Annotated in this window: 13 protein-coding genes, 1 pseudogene and 1 riboswitch; of the genes and pseudogenes, 8 read left to right on the forward strand and 6 right to left on the reverse strand. The window is 74.8% G+C overall.

Going from position 1 to position 14,639, the window contains the following annotated elements:
* The first annotated feature begins 111 nt into the window (after positions 1-111).
* The 6 genes and pseudogenes from ABZ793_RS27005 to araB all read left to right on the forward strand — a co-directional run bounded on the left by ABZ793_RS27005 (position 112) and on the right by araB (position 7,138).
* Complete coding sequence (locus ABZ793_RS27005) at positions 112-1,332, forward strand: cytochrome P450 (protein ID WP_357462012.1); 1,221 nt, start codon at positions 112-114, stop codon at positions 1,330-1,332.
* Positions 1,329-2,249: pseudogene (locus ABZ793_RS27010) on the forward strand (alpha/beta hydrolase); the annotation flags it as partial. The gene ABZ793_RS27005 and the pseudogene ABZ793_RS27010, both read left to right, overlap by 4 nt.
* Positions 2,250-2,331: 82 nt before the next feature.
* A complete protein-coding gene (locus tag ABZ793_RS27015) occupies positions 2,332-3,459 on the forward strand; it encodes an alpha-hydroxy acid oxidase (protein ID WP_357462013.1) in 1,128 nt (375 codons plus the stop codon).
* A 3-nt stretch (positions 3,460-3,462) separates the two neighbouring features.
* The gene (locus tag ABZ793_RS27020; protein ID WP_357462014.1) at positions 3,463-4,806 is read left to right on the forward strand and encodes a PLP-dependent aminotransferase family protein; all 1,344 of its coding nucleotides are present in this window, start codon (positions 3,463-3,465) and stop codon (positions 4,804-4,806) included.
* A 186-nt stretch (positions 4,807-4,992) separates the two neighbouring features.
* Positions 4,993-5,253: a hypothetical protein gene (locus ABZ793_RS27025; protein ID WP_357462015.1), complete on the forward strand. Its 261-nt coding sequence runs from the start codon at positions 4,993-4,995 to the stop codon at positions 5,251-5,253.
* A gap of 214 nt (positions 5,254-5,467) precedes the next feature.
* Positions 5,468-7,138, forward strand: a complete 1,671-nt coding sequence (gene araB, locus ABZ793_RS27030) for a ribulokinase (protein WP_357462016.1) — start codon at positions 5,468-5,470, stop codon at positions 7,136-7,138.
* Positions 7,139-7,233: 95 nt separating this feature from the next.
* On the opposite strand, the gene ABZ793_RS27035 is transcribed toward araB, so the two are convergent.
* The gene (locus tag ABZ793_RS27035) at positions 7,234-8,673 is read right to left on the reverse strand and encodes a glycine hydroxymethyltransferase (protein WP_357462017.1); all 1,440 of its coding nucleotides are present in this window, start codon (positions 8,671-8,673) and stop codon (positions 7,234-7,236) included.
* Positions 8,674-8,690: 17 nt separating this feature from the next.
* Positions 8,691-8,780, reverse strand: a riboswitch (ZMP/ZTP riboswitch).
* 129 nt (positions 8,781-8,909) lie between these two features.
* Between ABZ793_RS27035 and ABZ793_RS27040 the strand changes: the two genes are divergently transcribed.
* A complete protein-coding gene (locus tag ABZ793_RS27040; protein WP_357462018.1) occupies positions 8,910-9,761 on the forward strand; it encodes a metallophosphoesterase in 852 nt (283 codons plus the stop codon).
* Positions 9,762-9,803: 42 nt separating this feature from the next.
* On the opposite strand, the gene ABZ793_RS27045 is transcribed toward ABZ793_RS27040, so the two are convergent.
* The 5 genes from ABZ793_RS27045 to ABZ793_RS27065 all read right to left on the reverse strand — a co-directional run bounded on the left by ABZ793_RS27045 (position 9,804) and on the right by ABZ793_RS27065 (position 14,180).
* Positions 9,804-10,304, reverse strand: coding sequence for a hemerythrin domain-containing protein (locus ABZ793_RS27045; RefSeq protein WP_357462019.1), 501 nt, complete (start codon positions 10,302-10,304; stop codon positions 9,804-9,806).
* Positions 10,305-10,417: 113 nt separating this feature from the next.
* Positions 10,418-11,905 carry a S8 family serine peptidase gene (locus ABZ793_RS27050; RefSeq protein WP_357462020.1) on the reverse strand — a complete coding sequence of 496 codons (1,488 nt, stop codon included), beginning with the start codon at positions 11,903-11,905 and terminating at the stop codon, positions 10,418-10,420.
* A 147-nt stretch (positions 11,906-12,052) separates the two neighbouring features.
* Entirely contained in the window at positions 12,053-12,922 is an 870-nt protein-coding gene (locus ABZ793_RS27055; RefSeq protein WP_357462021.1) for an NAD(P)H-hydrate dehydratase, read from the reverse strand.
* A complete protein-coding gene (locus ABZ793_RS27060) occupies positions 12,906-13,637 on the reverse strand; it encodes a histidine phosphatase family protein (protein ID WP_357462022.1) in 732 nt (243 codons plus the stop codon). Before ABZ793_RS27060 ends, ABZ793_RS27055 begins: the two co-directional genes overlap by 17 nt.
* 69 nt (positions 13,638-13,706) lie before the next feature.
* Positions 13,707-14,180 carry a hypothetical protein gene (locus ABZ793_RS27065; protein WP_357462023.1) on the reverse strand — a complete coding sequence of 158 codons (474 nt, stop codon included), beginning with the start codon at positions 14,178-14,180 and terminating at the stop codon, positions 13,707-13,709.
* Between the two features lie 119 nt (positions 14,181-14,299).
* On the opposite strand from ABZ793_RS27065, the gene ABZ793_RS27070 reads away from it, so the two are divergent.
* The gene (locus ABZ793_RS27070; RefSeq protein WP_350707668.1) at positions 14,300-14,530 is read left to right on the forward strand and encodes a hypothetical protein; all 231 of its coding nucleotides are present in this window, start codon (positions 14,300-14,302) and stop codon (positions 14,528-14,530) included.
* Positions 14,531-14,639 lie beyond the last annotated feature (109 nt).

Here is a 14,639-nt window from a genome sequence, read left to right on the forward strand (position 1 = left end):
CTGCGGGCCCCGGCGGGGGGGCTGCGGGGGGGGGGGGGGGTGGGGGGGGGGGGGGGGGGGGCCCCCCCCCCCCCCCCCGCGCCACCGTTCCTGGGGGGAGACCGATCGACCGTGGACGTCACGCAACTGCTGACCCGTCTCTACAGCGACGAGGGCCGGCAGGACCCGTATCCCTGCTACGCGGGGCTGCACGAGCTGGGGCCGGTCAGCCCGGTGCCGGCGCGCGCCGAGCACCGGTCGGTGGCCGCCGTCGCCGTCGGCTACGACCTGGTCGGCCAGGTGCTGCGCGACCCGGAGTGGTACAAGCAGCCGCCGCCGGGCTGGCAGGAGCAGGAGGTGCTGCGCACCCTCCAGACCTCGATGATGTTCGTCAACCCGCCCGACCACACCCGGATGCGGGCGGTCTTCGCGAAGACCTTCACGCCGCGCCGGCTGGGCGCGCTGGAACCGGCCGTGCACCGGGTCGTGGACGGACTGCTGGACCGGATGGCCGACGCCGGGGAGACCGGGTTCGACTTCGTGGCGGAGTTCGCGTACCCGATGCCGGCCCTGGTGATGGCCGAGTTCATCGGCATCCCCGCCGGTGAGCTGGACTTCTACCGGCAGCGGGTGGAGCGGATCGACGAGTTCCTGGACGTGGCGGGCAAGACCCCGCAGCGGCTCGCCGCCGCCAACACCGCCGCCGCCGAGCTGCGCGACTTCTACGCCGACCTGATCGCCCACCGGCGCCGCCAGCCGGGCGAGGACCTGATCAGCGGGCTGGTGGAGGCGGTCGACTCCGGCGACGTGGGGCTCAGCGCCGACGAGCTGGTCAGCAACCTGATCGTGCTGTTCAACGCCGCCTTCGTCACCACCGTCTACATGTTCAGCAACGGCCTGCCGCTGCTGCTGGCGCACCCCGACGTGGCCGCCGCGCTGCCCGGCGACGACGCGCTGGCCCGGGGCACCGTCGACGAGATCCTGCGGCTGGAGGCCCCGGTGCACTTCCTGGCGCGGGCCGCGCCCCGCGACACCGAGCTGGGCGGGGTGCCGGTCGCGGGGGACGAGAACGTCCTGCTGATCATCGCCGCCGCCAACCGCGACCCGGCCCGGTTCCCCGAGCCGGACCGGTTCGACCCGCGCCGGCCGGGCCCGCCGTCGCTCGCCTTCGGCGTCGGCCTGCACTTCTGCCTCGGCGCGGCGGTGTCCCGGCTGGAGGGCCGGCTCGCGCTGCCGAAGCTGCTGGCCCGCTTCCCCCGGCTCGCGGTCGCCGAGCCGCCCGCGTACAGCGGCAGCCTGTTCCTGCGCGGCATCGACAAGCTGCTGGTCCACACCGGAGGGGAGGCCGCGTGAGCGTCCACCCGCAGGTCGCGGCGTACCGGGCCGCCCGCGCGGCGGCCGGCATCCCGCCGCTGTACACGCAGACCCTCGCCGAGGCCCGCGCCGCCGACCTCGCCGCGATCCGCGCCGGCGGCGGCGCGGTCGAGCCGGTGCACGACGTACGCGACACGCACGTGCCCGGCCCGGCCGGCGACCTGCCGGTGCGCATCCACCGGCCGGCGGGGGAGGGGCCCCTGCCCACCCTGGTCTACTTCTTCGGCGGCGGCTGGACGCTGGGCAGCGTCGACACCGCCGACGGCATCTGCCGGCGGCTGGCCAACGCGGTGCCCTGCCAGGTGGTCACCGTCGGCTACCGGCTGGCCCCGGAGCACCCGTTCCCGGCCGCCGTGCACGACTGCCACGCGGCGGCCCGGTGGATCGCCACGCATCCCGAGGAGTTCGGCGTCGACCCGCGGCGGCTGGCGGTCGGCGGGGACAGCGCCGGGGGCAACCTCGCGGCGGCCGTCACCCTGCTGGCCCGCGACGGCGGCGGGCCCGCGCTCGCCGCCCAACTGCTCGTGTACCCGAACACCGACCAGACCGGGGAGCCCGGCGGCGACGGCGAGGACCCGCTGCTGTTCAACCGCCGCTCGGTCGCCTGGTACCGCGGCCACTACTTCGCCGACCCCGCCGACGCGCGGCACCCGCTGGCCTCGCCGCTGCTCGCCGAGGACCTGAGCGGCCTGCCGCCGGCGCTGGTGGTCACCGCCGAGCACGACCCACTGCGCGAGGAGGGGGAGCGGTACGCCCACCGGCTGCGCGAGGCGGGCGTGCCCACCACCCTCGCCCGGTACGCCGGCATGGTCCACGGCTTCTTCGCCATGCCCGGGGCGTTCGACGACGGCCGCCGCGCCCAGGACCGGGCCGCCGAATTCCTGCGGGAGCGGTTCGGTCTCCCGACCGGCGCTGCCGGCCCGGGAACGGTGGCGGCGGCTGCGGGTTCCCGCCCGGCGGCGGGGACGGGGGCCAGCGATGGCTGAGACGGTGCTGCCCCGGCAGGACGTGCCGGCCGGCGAGCCGCCCGCGCCCGCCGGCCTGGCCGACTTCGCCGAGCGGGCCCGGGCGGTGCTCCCGCCCGAGGTGTGGGACTTCGTCGACGGCGGCAGCGGCACGGAGACCACCCTCGCCGCCAACCGGCGCGCCCTCGACCGGGTGGCCGTGCTGCCCCGCGTGCTGCGCGGCGTGGCCGCCCCGCGTACCGACGCGCGGCTGCTCGGCGCCCCGTGCGCCCTGCCGGTGGCGGTGGCGCCGATGGCGTACCAGCGGCTGGTGCACCCCGACGGGGAGACGGCGCTCGCGGCGGCGGCCGGCGCGGCCGGCGTGCCGTACGCGGCCAGCACGCTGAGCAGCGTGCCGATCGAGGAGATCGCGGCGACCGGCGCGGCCGTCTGGTTCCAGCTCTACTGGCTGCGGGACCGGGCGCTCGTCGCGGATCTGCTGGACCGGGCGCACGCGGCCGGGTGTAGCGCGCTGATGGTCACCGTGGACGTGCCGATTCTGGGCCGGCGGCTGCGCGACGTCCGCAACTCCTTCGCCATCCCGTCGCACGTCGTCGCCGCCAACCTGCCGGCCGGGCGGGACGCGCTCGCGCACGCCGCCACCCCGGGCGTCTCGGCCGTCGCGGCGCACACCGGCGAGGTCTTCGCGCCCGCGCTGACCTGGGCCGACCTGGACTGGCTGCGGGGCCGCACCGCCCTGCCGCTGGTGGTGAAGGGCATCCTGGACCCGCGCGACGCGGAGCTGGCGGCGGCCGCCGGGGCGGACGCGGTGGTGGTCTCCAACCACGGCGGCCGTCAGCTCGACGGCGCACCGGCCACCGCCACCGTGCTGCCCGAGGTGGTGACGGCGGTGGCCGACCGGTGCGAGGTGCTGCTGGACAGCGGCGTGCGCGGCGGCGTGGACGTGCTGCGCGCGCTCGCCCTCGGCGCGCGGGGGGTGCTGGTCGGCCGGCCGTTGCTGTGGGCGCTCGCCGCCGGGGGCCGGTCGGGGGCGGAGACGGCGCTGGCGTTGCTGGCCGGCGAGTTCCGCGACGCGCTGGCGCTGGCCGGCTGTGCCGACCCGGCGGCCGTCCGCGAGCTGCGCGTGCTGAGGGAGGGCTGAGCGGTGGCCGAACCGGTGGACCTGCACGTCGCCGACCTGCATCCGGCGGTCGACGACCCGGCGCTGAACTCGATGAACTTCCTCAACGAGGTGGCGCAGCACTATCCCGACGCGGTGTCGCTGGCGGCCGGCCGGCCGTACGAGGAGTTCTTCGACGTCGCCGCGCCGCACCGGCACCTGGAGACGTTCCGCCGGCACCTGGCCGACGACCTCGGGCAGAGCCCCGAGCAGGTGCACCGGACCCTGTTCCAGTACGGCCGCACCAAGGGCATCGTGCACCACCTCGTCGCCCGCAACCTCGCCGTCGACGAGAACATCACGGTCGACCCGGAGGCGGTCGTGGTGACCGTCGGCTGCCAGGAGGCGATGTTCCTGGTGCTGCGGGCGCTGCGGGCCGACCCCCGCGACGTGCTGCTCGCCGTCGCCCCGACGTACGTCGGGCTGACCGGCGCCGCGCGGCTGCTGGACCTGCCGGTGCGGCCGGTGGCCGGCGGCCCGGCCGGGGTGGACCTGGCCGACCTGCGGGAGCAGGTGCGCCGGGCCCGGGCGGCGGGGCTGCGCCCCCGCGCCTGTTACGTGATGCCGGACTTCGCCAACCCGTCGGGCACGAGCATCGGGCTGGCCGACCGGCGGCGGCTGCTCGACCTCGCCGCCGAGGAGGACCTGCTGCTGCTGGAGGACAACCCGTACGGCCTCTTCCCGGCCGGGGACGCGGGGCGGCTGCCGACGCTCAAGGCGCTGGACACCGCGCGGCGGGTGGTCTACCTGGGTTCGTTCGCCAAGACGGTGCTGCCCGGCGCGCGGGTGGGCTACGTGGTCGCCGACCAGCGCGTCGCCGGCTCCGACGGCTCGGTGGGCCTGCTCGCCGACCAGCTTGCCAAGATCAAGAGCATGGTCACGGTGAACACCTCGGCGATCGCCCAGGCGGTGGTCGGCGGCGCGCTGCTGGAGCACGGGTGCAGCCTGGTGGCCGCCACCGCCCGCGAGCGGGCCGCGTACGGCCGGAACCTGCGCCACCTCGTCGACGGCCTGGCCCGGCGCTTCCCGCCGGGCGCGTCGCCGGTGCGCTGGAACGTGCCGGCCGGCGGGTTCTTCGTGGTGGTCACGGTGCCGTTCGCGGTCGACGACGCGTTGCTGCACCGCTCCGCCCGCGAGTACGGGCTGCTCTGGACGCCGATGGCGCACTTCTACGACGACGGCGCCCCGGTCGACGCGCTGCGCCTGTCGGTCAGCGCGGTCACCCCCGAGCAGATCGACCTGGGCCTGGACCGGCTGGCGGCGCTGGTCGCCGACGAGACGACCGAGCGGTCGCGGGCGCTCGCCGTCACCCCGCAACCGGCCCGGTGATCCCGCCGGAGCCGCGCGGGTCAACCGGCTCGCGACCGGGTGACCGGTGGGCGGGCGACGACTGCCGGTAGGGGGGCTGTCCACAGTCGGCGGTGGCGGCCCTGCCGTCTCGGCGTTGACACACCGCGTTCACCGCATGGCAAAGCGCGACTGTCGGTGTTCCGCCGTCCTTCATGGACACCCATAATGGACGCCATGATCGCTTGGGAGTACGCGTTGCTGGTCCGCCGCTATCAGGGGCAGGGCCGCAATTTCCATGTCAGCTTCATCTGGTACGGCCCGGACGGGACGCGCCGGGACATCACCGCGTACGGCGACACCGCGATCGCGCACCTCAACCGGGCCGGCCGGGAGGGCTGGGAGCTGGTCTCCGCCGCCGAGGACGTGAACAACATCCAGGGCAGCACCGAGGTGCACCGCTACCACCTGAAGCGGCCCATCTCCTGACCGGGCGGGGGCGGGCGGTCAGTCCCGGCGGGCCTGGCTGAGGAGACCGGGCTCTCGCGTGTCTGTCGGCTCCTCATCCGTGCGTGTGCGGAGGGGGTGCCGAGACCGCGCGTATCGATGTGTCGAGATCAACGACTGCGGTAGCGTTGCCTCCCGCCGCCGCTGACCGGCCGCCCCGCCCGGGCGCCGGAGCGGCGCGGCGGGAGGAGGAGCGGTGACGCAGCCGGCAGCCGGGGTGCCCCGGCACGTCGTCGGGGTCGACTTCGGCACCCTCTCCGGCCGGGCGGTCGTGGTGGACGTCGCCGACGGCGTCGTGCGCGGCGAGGCCGTGCACGCGTACCGGCACGGGGTGATCACGCAGCGGCTGCCCGACGGGACGCCGCTGCCGCCGGACTGGGCGTTGCAGCACCCCGACGACCACCGCGAGGTGCTCCGGGTCGCGGTGCCCGCCGCGCTGCGGGCCGCCGGCGTACGCCCCGGGGACGTTGGCGGCATCGGCGTCGACGCCACCTCCTGCACGATGCTGCCCACCCGCGCCGACGGCACCCCGCTCTGCGAGCTGCCCGAGCTGGCCGGCCGGCCGCACGCGTACCCGAAGCTGTGGCGGCACCACGCGGCCCAGCGGCAGGCCGCCCGGATCAACGACGTCGCCGCCGCGCGCGGCGAGACCTGGCTGCCCCGCTACGGCGGCCGGGTCTCCGCCGAGTGGCAGCTCGCCAAGGCGCTGGAGGTGCTGGAGGAGGACCCGGCGGTCTTCGACCGCGCGGAGCGTTTCATCGAGGCCGCGGACTGGCTTGTCTGGCAGCTCTGCGGCCGGGAGACGCGCAACGTCTCCGCCGCCGGCTTCAAGGGGCTGCGGCAGGACGGGCGGTACCCGTCGGCGGAGTTCCTGCGCGCCGTGCACCCCCGCCTCGACGGGCTGCTGCCCCGGATCGACGGCCCGCTCGCGCCGCTGGGCGCCCGGGCGGGCGGGCTGACCGCCGAGGCGGCCCGGTGGACCGGGCTGCCGGTGGGCACGGCCGTCGCGGTCGGGTCCATCGACGCGCACGTCACCGCCGCGGCGGCCCGCGCGGTCGAGCCGGGCCGGATGCTCGCCGTCCTCGGCACCTCCACCTGCCTGATCATGAACGCGGCGGCGTACCACGAGGTGCCCGGGGTCTGCGGCGTGGTCGACGGCGGCGTCACCACCGGTTCCTGGGGCTACGAGGCGGGGCAGAGCGGCGTCGGGGACATCTTCGCCTGGTACGTCCGCACCGGCCTGCCGGCCGACTACGCGGACGAGGCGCGCCGCCGCGCGCTGAGCCCGTACGAGCTGCTGGACGCCCTCGCCGCCGAGCAGCCGGTGGGCGGGCACGGGCTGCTGGCGCTGGACTGGCACAGCGGCAACCGGTCGGTGCTCATGGACCACGAGCTGAGCGGGGTGCTGGTGGGGCTGACCCTGGCCACCCGGCCGGAGGAGATCTGGCGGGCGCTGCTGGAGGCCACCGCGTTCGGCGCCCGGACGGTGGTCGACGCGTTCACCGCCGCCGGGGTGGCCGTCGACGAGCTGACCGTGGCCGGCGGGCTGACCCGCAACCGGCTGCTGCTGCGGATCTACGCCGACGTCATCGGCCGGCCGCTGCACGTGGTCGACTCCGCGCACCCGGCGGCGCTGGGCGCGGCGATCCACGCGGCGGTCGCCGCCGGGGCGTACCCGGACGTGCCGGCCGCCTCGGCGGCGATGGGCGCCGCCCGCCGCGAGACCTGGCACCCCGACCCGGCCCGGGCGGCCGCCTACGACGAGCTGTACGCGGACTACCGCGCGCTGCACGACCACTTCGGCCGGGGCGGCACCGACGTCCTGCACCGCCTCCGCGCCCGCCGCCACCGCACCCACCGCCCCTGACGCTCCCGCCACGCACCGCCGGACGGGGCCGAGGGCGGAACGGGGACGCCCCCGCGCGGCGGGGCCGGGCGGGGGCGTCGGGGCGGGCGCCCGGATCAGCCGAGGTCGACGGCCGGGTAGAGCGGGAAGCCCGTGAGCAGGTCGCTGGCCTGCTTGCCGACCCGGTCGGCGACGGCCGGGTCGAGGATGTACTTGGCCTTCGACGGGGTGCCGTCCGGGTTCGCGCCCGGCCGGGTCTGGCTGAGCACGGTGTGGATCAGCTCGGCCGTCTCGTCCATCTGCGCCGGGCCCAGCCCCCGGGTGGTCAGCGCCGGGGTGCCGATGCGGATGCCGGAGGTGTACCAGGCGCCGTTCGGGTCCTGCGGGACGGAGTTGCGGTTGGTGACGATGCCCGAGTCGAGCAGGGCCTGCTCGGCCTGCCGGCCGGTCAGCCCGTAGCCGGTGACGTCGATGAGCACCAGGTGGTTGTCGGTGCCGCCGGTGACCAGCTTGCCGCCCCGGCGCAGCAGCCCCTCGGCGAGGGCCTGGGCGTTGGCGACGATCCGCTGGGCGTAGTCGGCGAAGTCGGGGCGGCGGGCCTCGGCCAGGGCGACGGCCTTGGCGGCCATCACGTGCGGCAGCGGGCCGCCGAGCACCATCGGGCAGCCCCGGTCGACCTGGTCGGCCAGCTCGGGCTGGCAGAGCACCATGCCGCCGCGCGGGCCGCGCAGCGACTTGTGCGTGGTGGTGGTGACGATGTGCGCGTGCGGCACCGGGTCGAAGTCGCCGGTGAAGACCTTGCCGGCGACCAGGCCGGCGAAGTGCGCCATGTCGACCATGAAGGTGGCGCCGACCGAGTCGGCGATCTCCCGCATGATCCGGAAGTTGACCTTCCGGGGGTACGCCGAGTAGCCGGCGACCAGGATCAGCGGCTTGAACTCGCGGGCCGCCTCGGCGACCTTGTCGTAGTCGACCAGCCCGGTGGCCGGGTCGGTGCCGTAGCTGCGCTGGTCGAACATCTTGCCGGAGATGTTCGGGCGGAAACCGTGGGTGAGGTGGCCGCCGGCGTCCAGGGACATGCCGAGCATCCGCTGGTTGCCCAGCTCCCGGCGCAGCGCGAACCAGTCGGCCTCGGTGAGGTCGTTGACCTGCCGCACCTGGGCCTTCCTCAGCGCCGGGGACTCCACCCGGTCGGCCAGGATCGCCCAGAACGCGACCAGGTTGGCGTCGATGCCGGAGTGCGGCTGCACGTACGCGTGGGCCGCGCCGAACAGCTCCCGGGCGTGCTCGGCGGCGAGCGCCTCGACGGTGTCCACGTTCTGGCAGCCGGCGTAGAAGCGGCGGCCGACGGTGCCCTCGGCGTACTTGTCGCTGAACCAGTTGCCCATGGCCAGCAGGGTGGCCGGGGAGGCGTAGTTCTCACTGGCGATGAGCTTGAGCGACTCGCGCTGGTCGGCGAGCTCGGCGCCGATGGCGTCGGCCACCCGCGGCTCGACGGCGCGGATCACCTCGAGGGCGCTGCGGAAGGCGGTGGATTCGGCGTTCGGCGACGACATGCGACCTCCAGTGACGTGCGGAAGGCCCAGGCGCTCGGCATGCGTCCTCATGACGGGACCGCTTCCCGATGGTTCTCCATCCCCACGCGCCAGTCACGGCCCACCGCCGATCCTACCGGGTCGCCCGGGCACGCCCCGGCCCACCTGGGGACCGCCGCACCTGTGCTGTGGTGCATCGACCGGCGCGCGGCCCGCGCGGTTCGCGGTCGTCCCCGGCCGCGCATAGGATCACGGTCATGGCAGGGGAGGACGGCGGGGGCGGCAGCCTGCTCGCCATCAGCGACCTGCACGTGGGGCACCCGGGCAACCGGGCGGTGGTGGAGCGGCTGCGCCCGGGGTCGCCGGACGACTGGCTGATCGTCGCCGGGGACGTCGGCGACACCGTGGCCGACGTCGAGTGGGCCCTCGGGCTGCTCGGCGACCGCTTCGCGCGGGTGGTCTGGGCGCCGGGCAACCACGAGCTGTGGACCCCGCCGGCCGACCCGGTGGCGCTGCGCGGGGTGGCGCGCTACCAGCACCTCGTCGACCTGTGCCGGCGCCTCGGCGTGCTGACCCCCGAGGATCCGTACCCGGTGTGGCGGGGGCCGGGCGGGCCGGTGCTGGTGGCGCCGCTGTTCCTGCTCTACGACCACAGCTGGCGCCCGGAGGGGTTCGACACCCCGGAGGCGGCGCTGGCCGAGGCGTACCGGACGGGGATCGTCTGCACCGACGAGTTCCTGCTGCACCCCGACCCGTACCCGAGCCGGTCGGCGTGGTCCGCCGCCCGGGTCGCCGAGACCGCCCGCCGGCTCGCCGCGCGGGAGCCGGGGCTGCCGACCGTGCTGGTCAACCACTGGCCGCTGCTGCGCGAGCCGACCCGGATCCTGCGCTATCCGATCTTCGCCCAGTGGTGCGGCACCGAGGCCACCGCCGACTGGCACCTGCGCTTCGACGCCGCCGCGGTGGTCTACGGCCACCTGCACATCCCCCGCACCACCTGGCACGACGGGGTGCGGTTCGAGGAGGTGTCGGTGGGCTACCCGAGGGAGTGGCGGTCCCGGGCCGTACCGCCGGCGCTGCGGCGGATCCTGCCCCCGCCCCCGGCGTGACGACGGGCCCCGGCGCACCGGGGCCCGTCGGAGGCGGTCGGCTCAGGCCGTCACGGCGTCCAGCGACTTCTTGATCGCCTTCGGGTCGGTCGGCTTGCGCGGCGCGTCCGCGCGCAGCTCGATCATCCGTTCGCCGATCTCCTGGAGCTGCTTACGGCCGAGCGCCTCGCGCACCTTCGGGAACCACTCCTGCTCCTCCTCCTCGACGTGGTGCAGGACGTTCTCGATCAGCACCGTGGTCTTGGCGTTGAAGCGCTCGTCGTCGGCGTCCATGGCGAACAGTTCGGCGCAGAGCACGTCGGCGACGTGGTGCTCCTCGTACGACTCGAGGATGTCGTCCTCCAGGTCGGGCAGGAGCTTGCGGACCTCCGGGTACATCACCTCGTTCTCCAGGTAGGTGTGCACCGTGAGGGCCTCCAGGATCTGGCTCACCAGCTTCTGCCGCCGCGCGGCCGGTCCCTCCTCGGCATCCTGGAACGCCTTGAACAGACGGCGCATCTCCTTGTGGTCCTCTTTCAACAGGACGATGGCATCGGTGGACACCGTTGACCTCCTCGGCTCGTCGGACGCCCCTCCCGTACCCCGGCCGTGAGCAGCGAAAACGGGTGGGGCCCGGCGGATCACCGCCGGGCCCCACCACGGGTCGTGCCGTGCTGCTACTTCACCACGTTGTACGCGTTGACCATGCCGGCGCCGTAGAAGCCGTTGCGCTGCCCGCCGGAGCAGGTGGCGTCGTAGGCGTTCGGGCCGGCCGCCATCAGCGGTACCGGGTTGTAGACACCGGCGGGGCAGGAGATCGCCTCGGCGGTGTTGCCCAGGAAGGTCGACAGCTGGCCGGGGGTCATGCCCGGGTGCGCCGACAGGGCCAGGGCGGCCACGCCGGTCGCGTGCGGCGAGGACATCGAGGTGCCCTGCTTGTAACCCCAGCCATTGGTCTTCGTGGCGGTGTTGTAGGTGGTGGACAGGATGGCGTCGGCGAGAGTCGAGCGGACACCCTGGGTACGGAAGCGGGTGTCGCCACCCGGCGCCGTCACGTCGACCGTGCCCTGGCCGTACGAGGAGTAGTAGCTCTTCTCCCCGGTCGGGCCGACCGCCGACACCGTCACCACACCCGGCGCCTCGGCCGGCAGGTCGAGGCAGGCGTTGGTGAGGTCCTCGCGGACCTCCGGCGTCCCGTTGTTCGGGCTGCCCTCGTCGGTGATCTTGTGGGCGAGGTCGAAGTTCGAGTTACCCGCGGACGCCACGTGCAGCACGCCCTTGCTCTGCGAGTAACGGATCGCCCGCTGGACGGCCTTCCACACCGGACGCTGGCGTGCGTCGTTGCGGCAGTTGAGCTCCCACGGGTCGATGTAGTAGCTGTTGTTGGTCAGCTGCATGCCCTGCTCGGCGGCCCACATGAACCCGCAGACCGCAGCCTCCGGGAAGATGTAGCCGTCGTTGTTGACCACCTTGACGGCGGCCACCTTGACGCCCGGCGCCACACCGGTCACGCCGACGCCGTTGACGGCGGCGGCGATGGTGCCGGCCACGTGGGTGCCGTGGTCGGAGTTGGTCGGGTTCCAGGCGGACTCGGTGGTGTCGGAGACCCCACCGATGCAGGACGTGCTCTTGTCCTTCGCGATCTGGCTGGCCAGATCGGGGTGGCTGGAGGAGATGCCGCTGTCCAGCACGCCCACCACCACGCTGGCGCTGCCGGCGTTGACGGCGTGGGCCTGCGGGACGTCGATCATCGGCATGTCCCACTGCTGACCGAACATGGGTTCCTTGGTCGGGTCGGCGGTGGTGTTCGCCGCCTCGGCCGCGGAGACCTCGATGGTCTCGCCCTCGTCGAGGGCGGTGCCCAGGCCGGCGGTGGACGCCACCGAGTCGACGCCCGCGCCCGCCACGTCCGTGACGAAGTCGGGGTTGGTCGACCGGACGACGAGCACGCCGATCTGGTCGTAGCTGGCCACCACGGTGCCCTTGGCGGCGGCCACGCGGGCAGCCGCCTTGTCGGTCTTCGCGCCCTGCGGGGCGAGCACCAGGAACGTGGTGTCCGGGCCGGCGGCCGACGCCGCCGGGGCCACCCCGCCGGCGACGGCGAGGCCGACACCGAGCGTCACGGCGGACGCGGCAGCCAGTGTCTTGCGACGGAGGTTCTTCACACAGACTCCCAGGGGATGTTTCCAGCCGGGCACGCCCCCTGGCGGGGAGCGGCCGGCGGGAGGCGGGCGGGGATGCCCTCCTCCGACCCACCAGCGTAGGAGCCGCGTGTGGCGTTACACACAGCCGTTCGGTCAGACAAGGAGGTGTCAGACGGTGGCGAGGGTGTGGGGAATCTCGTCGAGCAGCTCCCGGGCGAGGAACCCGATCCGGCCGAACCGTGGCACCAGCCGCTGGCCGCTCACCGCGTGGGCGAACGCCGCCCAGCACGCGGCCTGCGCCGGCTCGGCGCCCCGGGACAGCAGCCCGGCCAGCAGTCCGGCGCGGACGTCCCCGCTGCCGGACGTGCCGAGCCCCGCGTCGCCGCTCTCCTCCCGCCAGCTCCGCCCGTCGGGTGTGGAGACGTGGCCGTAGAGCGAGACCACGGCGTCGTACCGGCCGGCCAACTCGATGGCCTCGGCGTCCAGGTCGTCGCCGGGGTCCCGGCCCAGCAGGTGCCGCGCCTCGGTGAGGTTGGGGGTGAGCACCACCGGCCGTCCGGACCCGACCAGCAGGTCCGGGGCATGGCTGAGCGCACCCAGGGCGTACGCGTCGAGCACCAGCGCCGTCTCCCGGGCGGCCGCGTCGAGCACCAGGCGCAGCAGCGCCGCCGTCTCGTCGATGTCCTTCAGGCCGGGGCCGAGGGCGACCACGTCCGCCTCGGCCACCAGGTCACCCAGCAACTCGCCGGGCCCGCCCGCTACCGCGCCGTCGGCGGTCTCGGGCAGGCCCACCACCAGCGCCTCGGGCACCTGGATGCTCAGCGCGGCGGCGGTGGACTCGGCGGCGGCGAGCTGGAGCACCCCGGCCCCGGCCCGCAGCGCGGCCACGCCGGCGAGCAGCACCGCCCCGGGGGTGAACCGGGAGCCGCCGACCACCAGCACCGTGCCCCGGGCCTCCTTGCCCCCGGTCGGCACCGGCAGCGCCCAGTCCCGTAGCAGCTTGGGGGTGATCACGAGCGTGTCAGACCGGTTCGGCATGGACCTCGTCCTCCCTGGTCGGCCGGGCGCCCTGGGCCCGCAGGTGGCCGACGTCGTTGAACACGTCCGGGCTCAGCCGGCCGTCGGCCCCGGCGGACCAGCCGGTGATCGAGCAGTTGGCGATGACGTGCTCCCGGGTCAGCGCCATCAGCTCCGCCTCGGTGAGCCCCTCCACCAGGTAACGGGTCAGGAAGACCAGGGCGTCGTGGCCGAACAGCAGCGCCCGCCGGCCCTCGTGGTCGCGGCGCAGGTCGCCGAGGAGGGCGCGCAGGCGCAGCGCCACGTCCGTCCAGGACTCGCCGCCCGGCGGCCGGTAGTAGAACTTGCCGAGCCGGTCCCGGCGCGCCGCCTCCTCCGGGTGGCGCTGGCGCGCCCCGTACCCGGTCAGCCCGTCCAGGATGCCGAGTTCCCGGTCGCGCAGCCGCTCGTCTCGGGTGAGCGGGATCCCGGTGCCGGCCAGGGCCAACTCGGCGGTCCGTACGGCCCGCAGGTACGGCGACACCACCGCGACGTCGGGCCGGCGGGCCTCGGGCAGCCCGGCCAACCAGCGCGCGGTGGCCCGGGCCTGCTCCTCCCCGGTCGGACTCAGCGGCACGTCCGCGTCCCGGTGGGTCAGGTCGATCAGCTCGGCGCCGGACGCCTCGGCCGCGGTGGCCGCCACGTTCGCCGTGCTCTCGCCGTGCCGGACGATCCAGAGCGCTGCCAGTTCCGCCATGCGGCAACCCCTACCCGAGGCCCGCCCCGGATAACCGCCCCCCGCACCCCGCCCCGGGCGGCGGGCGGCTCAGGCCGCCGGGCAGCGGGCGAAGAGGGTGGTGAAGCCCGACTCGACGCGCTCGATGCCGAGCACCAGGCCCGCGCCCTCTCCGGCGAGCGTCAGCTCCAGTTCCTCGTCCACCTTGACCGACTCGAAGGTCGCCCAGTCGAGCACGACGTGGTCGCGCCGGGCCTGGAACATGTCGCCGCGGTCCACGAAGGCGCGCCACCGGCCGGCGCCGTGCGCCGGCACCGCGCCCGCGTGCTCGGTCTCCCGCCGGTAGCCCGGCACGAAGTCCTCGTCGTGCAGAACCTCGTCGATCAGCGAGACGGAGACGTCGGTGACGGTGAACCCGCCGGCCGCGTCGAGGGTGAGCACGTCCCGTTCCGGGCCGCACCAGACACCGGTGACGTCGGCGGCGGCGGTGGGCGGTGGCTCGCCCCCGCAGCCGGCGGCGACAAGCACCAGCGCCAGCGACGCGTGCCCCGTCCGTCCGCGCACGAACGCCCCCCTCCGCCCGGCATCGTAGCCCGCCGTCGGGCGTGAACGGGACCAGGCCGGGTAAGCGCTGCTGCCACCGAACAGCGAGAGCGAGATGGGGAGGTACGTCCGTGGCGACCATGACCAAGGAAATGATCAGCCCGGTCAAGGACCAGAACTACGACCTGATCCACGTCCTGCAGATGTCGTTGCAGCACATCTGGAAACTGGACACCTACATCGCCGACGCGGATTCGCGGGGCGACACGGAACTGGCCACCTGGTTCCGGAAGATGCAGGAGAACAACCGCAAGGCGGGTGAGCAGGGCAAGAAGATGCTCATGTCACGCCTCCAGGAGGAGATGAGCTGAGTTCGGCCCGAGGTGGCCGGGCGGCCGGAGACGGGCCGCCCGGCCACCTCGCGTACGCCCGGCGCACGGGGCAGCGCGGACGGCCGCCGACCGGCAGAATGTCCATCCG

Origin of the sequence: Micromonospora sp. NPDC047465, from assembly GCF_040643125.1 — a bacterium.
Classification (GTDB): domain Bacteria; phylum Actinomycetota; class Actinomycetes; order Mycobacteriales; family Micromonosporaceae; genus Micromonospora.

Coding starts and splice junctions, on each gene's coding strand:
- ABZ793_RS27015 (WP_357462013.1), top strand. CDS start 2,332: ATGGCTGAGACGGTGCTGCCCCGGCAGGACGTGCCGGCCGGCGAGCCG.
- ABZ793_RS27025 (WP_357462015.1), top strand. CDS start 4,993: ATGGACGCCATGATCGCTTGGGAGTACGCGTTGCTGGTCCGCCGCTAT.
- ABZ793_RS27035 (WP_357462017.1), bottom strand. CDS start 8,673: ATGTCGTCGCCGAACGCCGAATCCACCGCCTTCCGCAGCGCCCTCGAG.
- ABZ793_RS27040 (WP_357462018.1), top strand. CDS start 8,910: ATGGCAGGGGAGGACGGCGGGGGCGGCAGCCTGCTCGCCATCAGCGAC.
- ABZ793_RS27055 (WP_357462021.1), bottom strand. CDS start 12,922: ATGCCGAACCGGTCTGACACGCTCGTGATCACCCCCAAGCTGCTACGG.
- ABZ793_RS27060 (WP_357462022.1), bottom strand. CDS start 13,637: ATGGCGGAACTGGCAGCGCTCTGGATCGTCCGGCACGGCGAGAGCACG.
- ABZ793_RS27070 (WP_350707668.1), top strand. CDS start 14,300: ATGACCAAGGAAATGATCAGCCCGGTCAAGGACCAGAACTACGACCTG.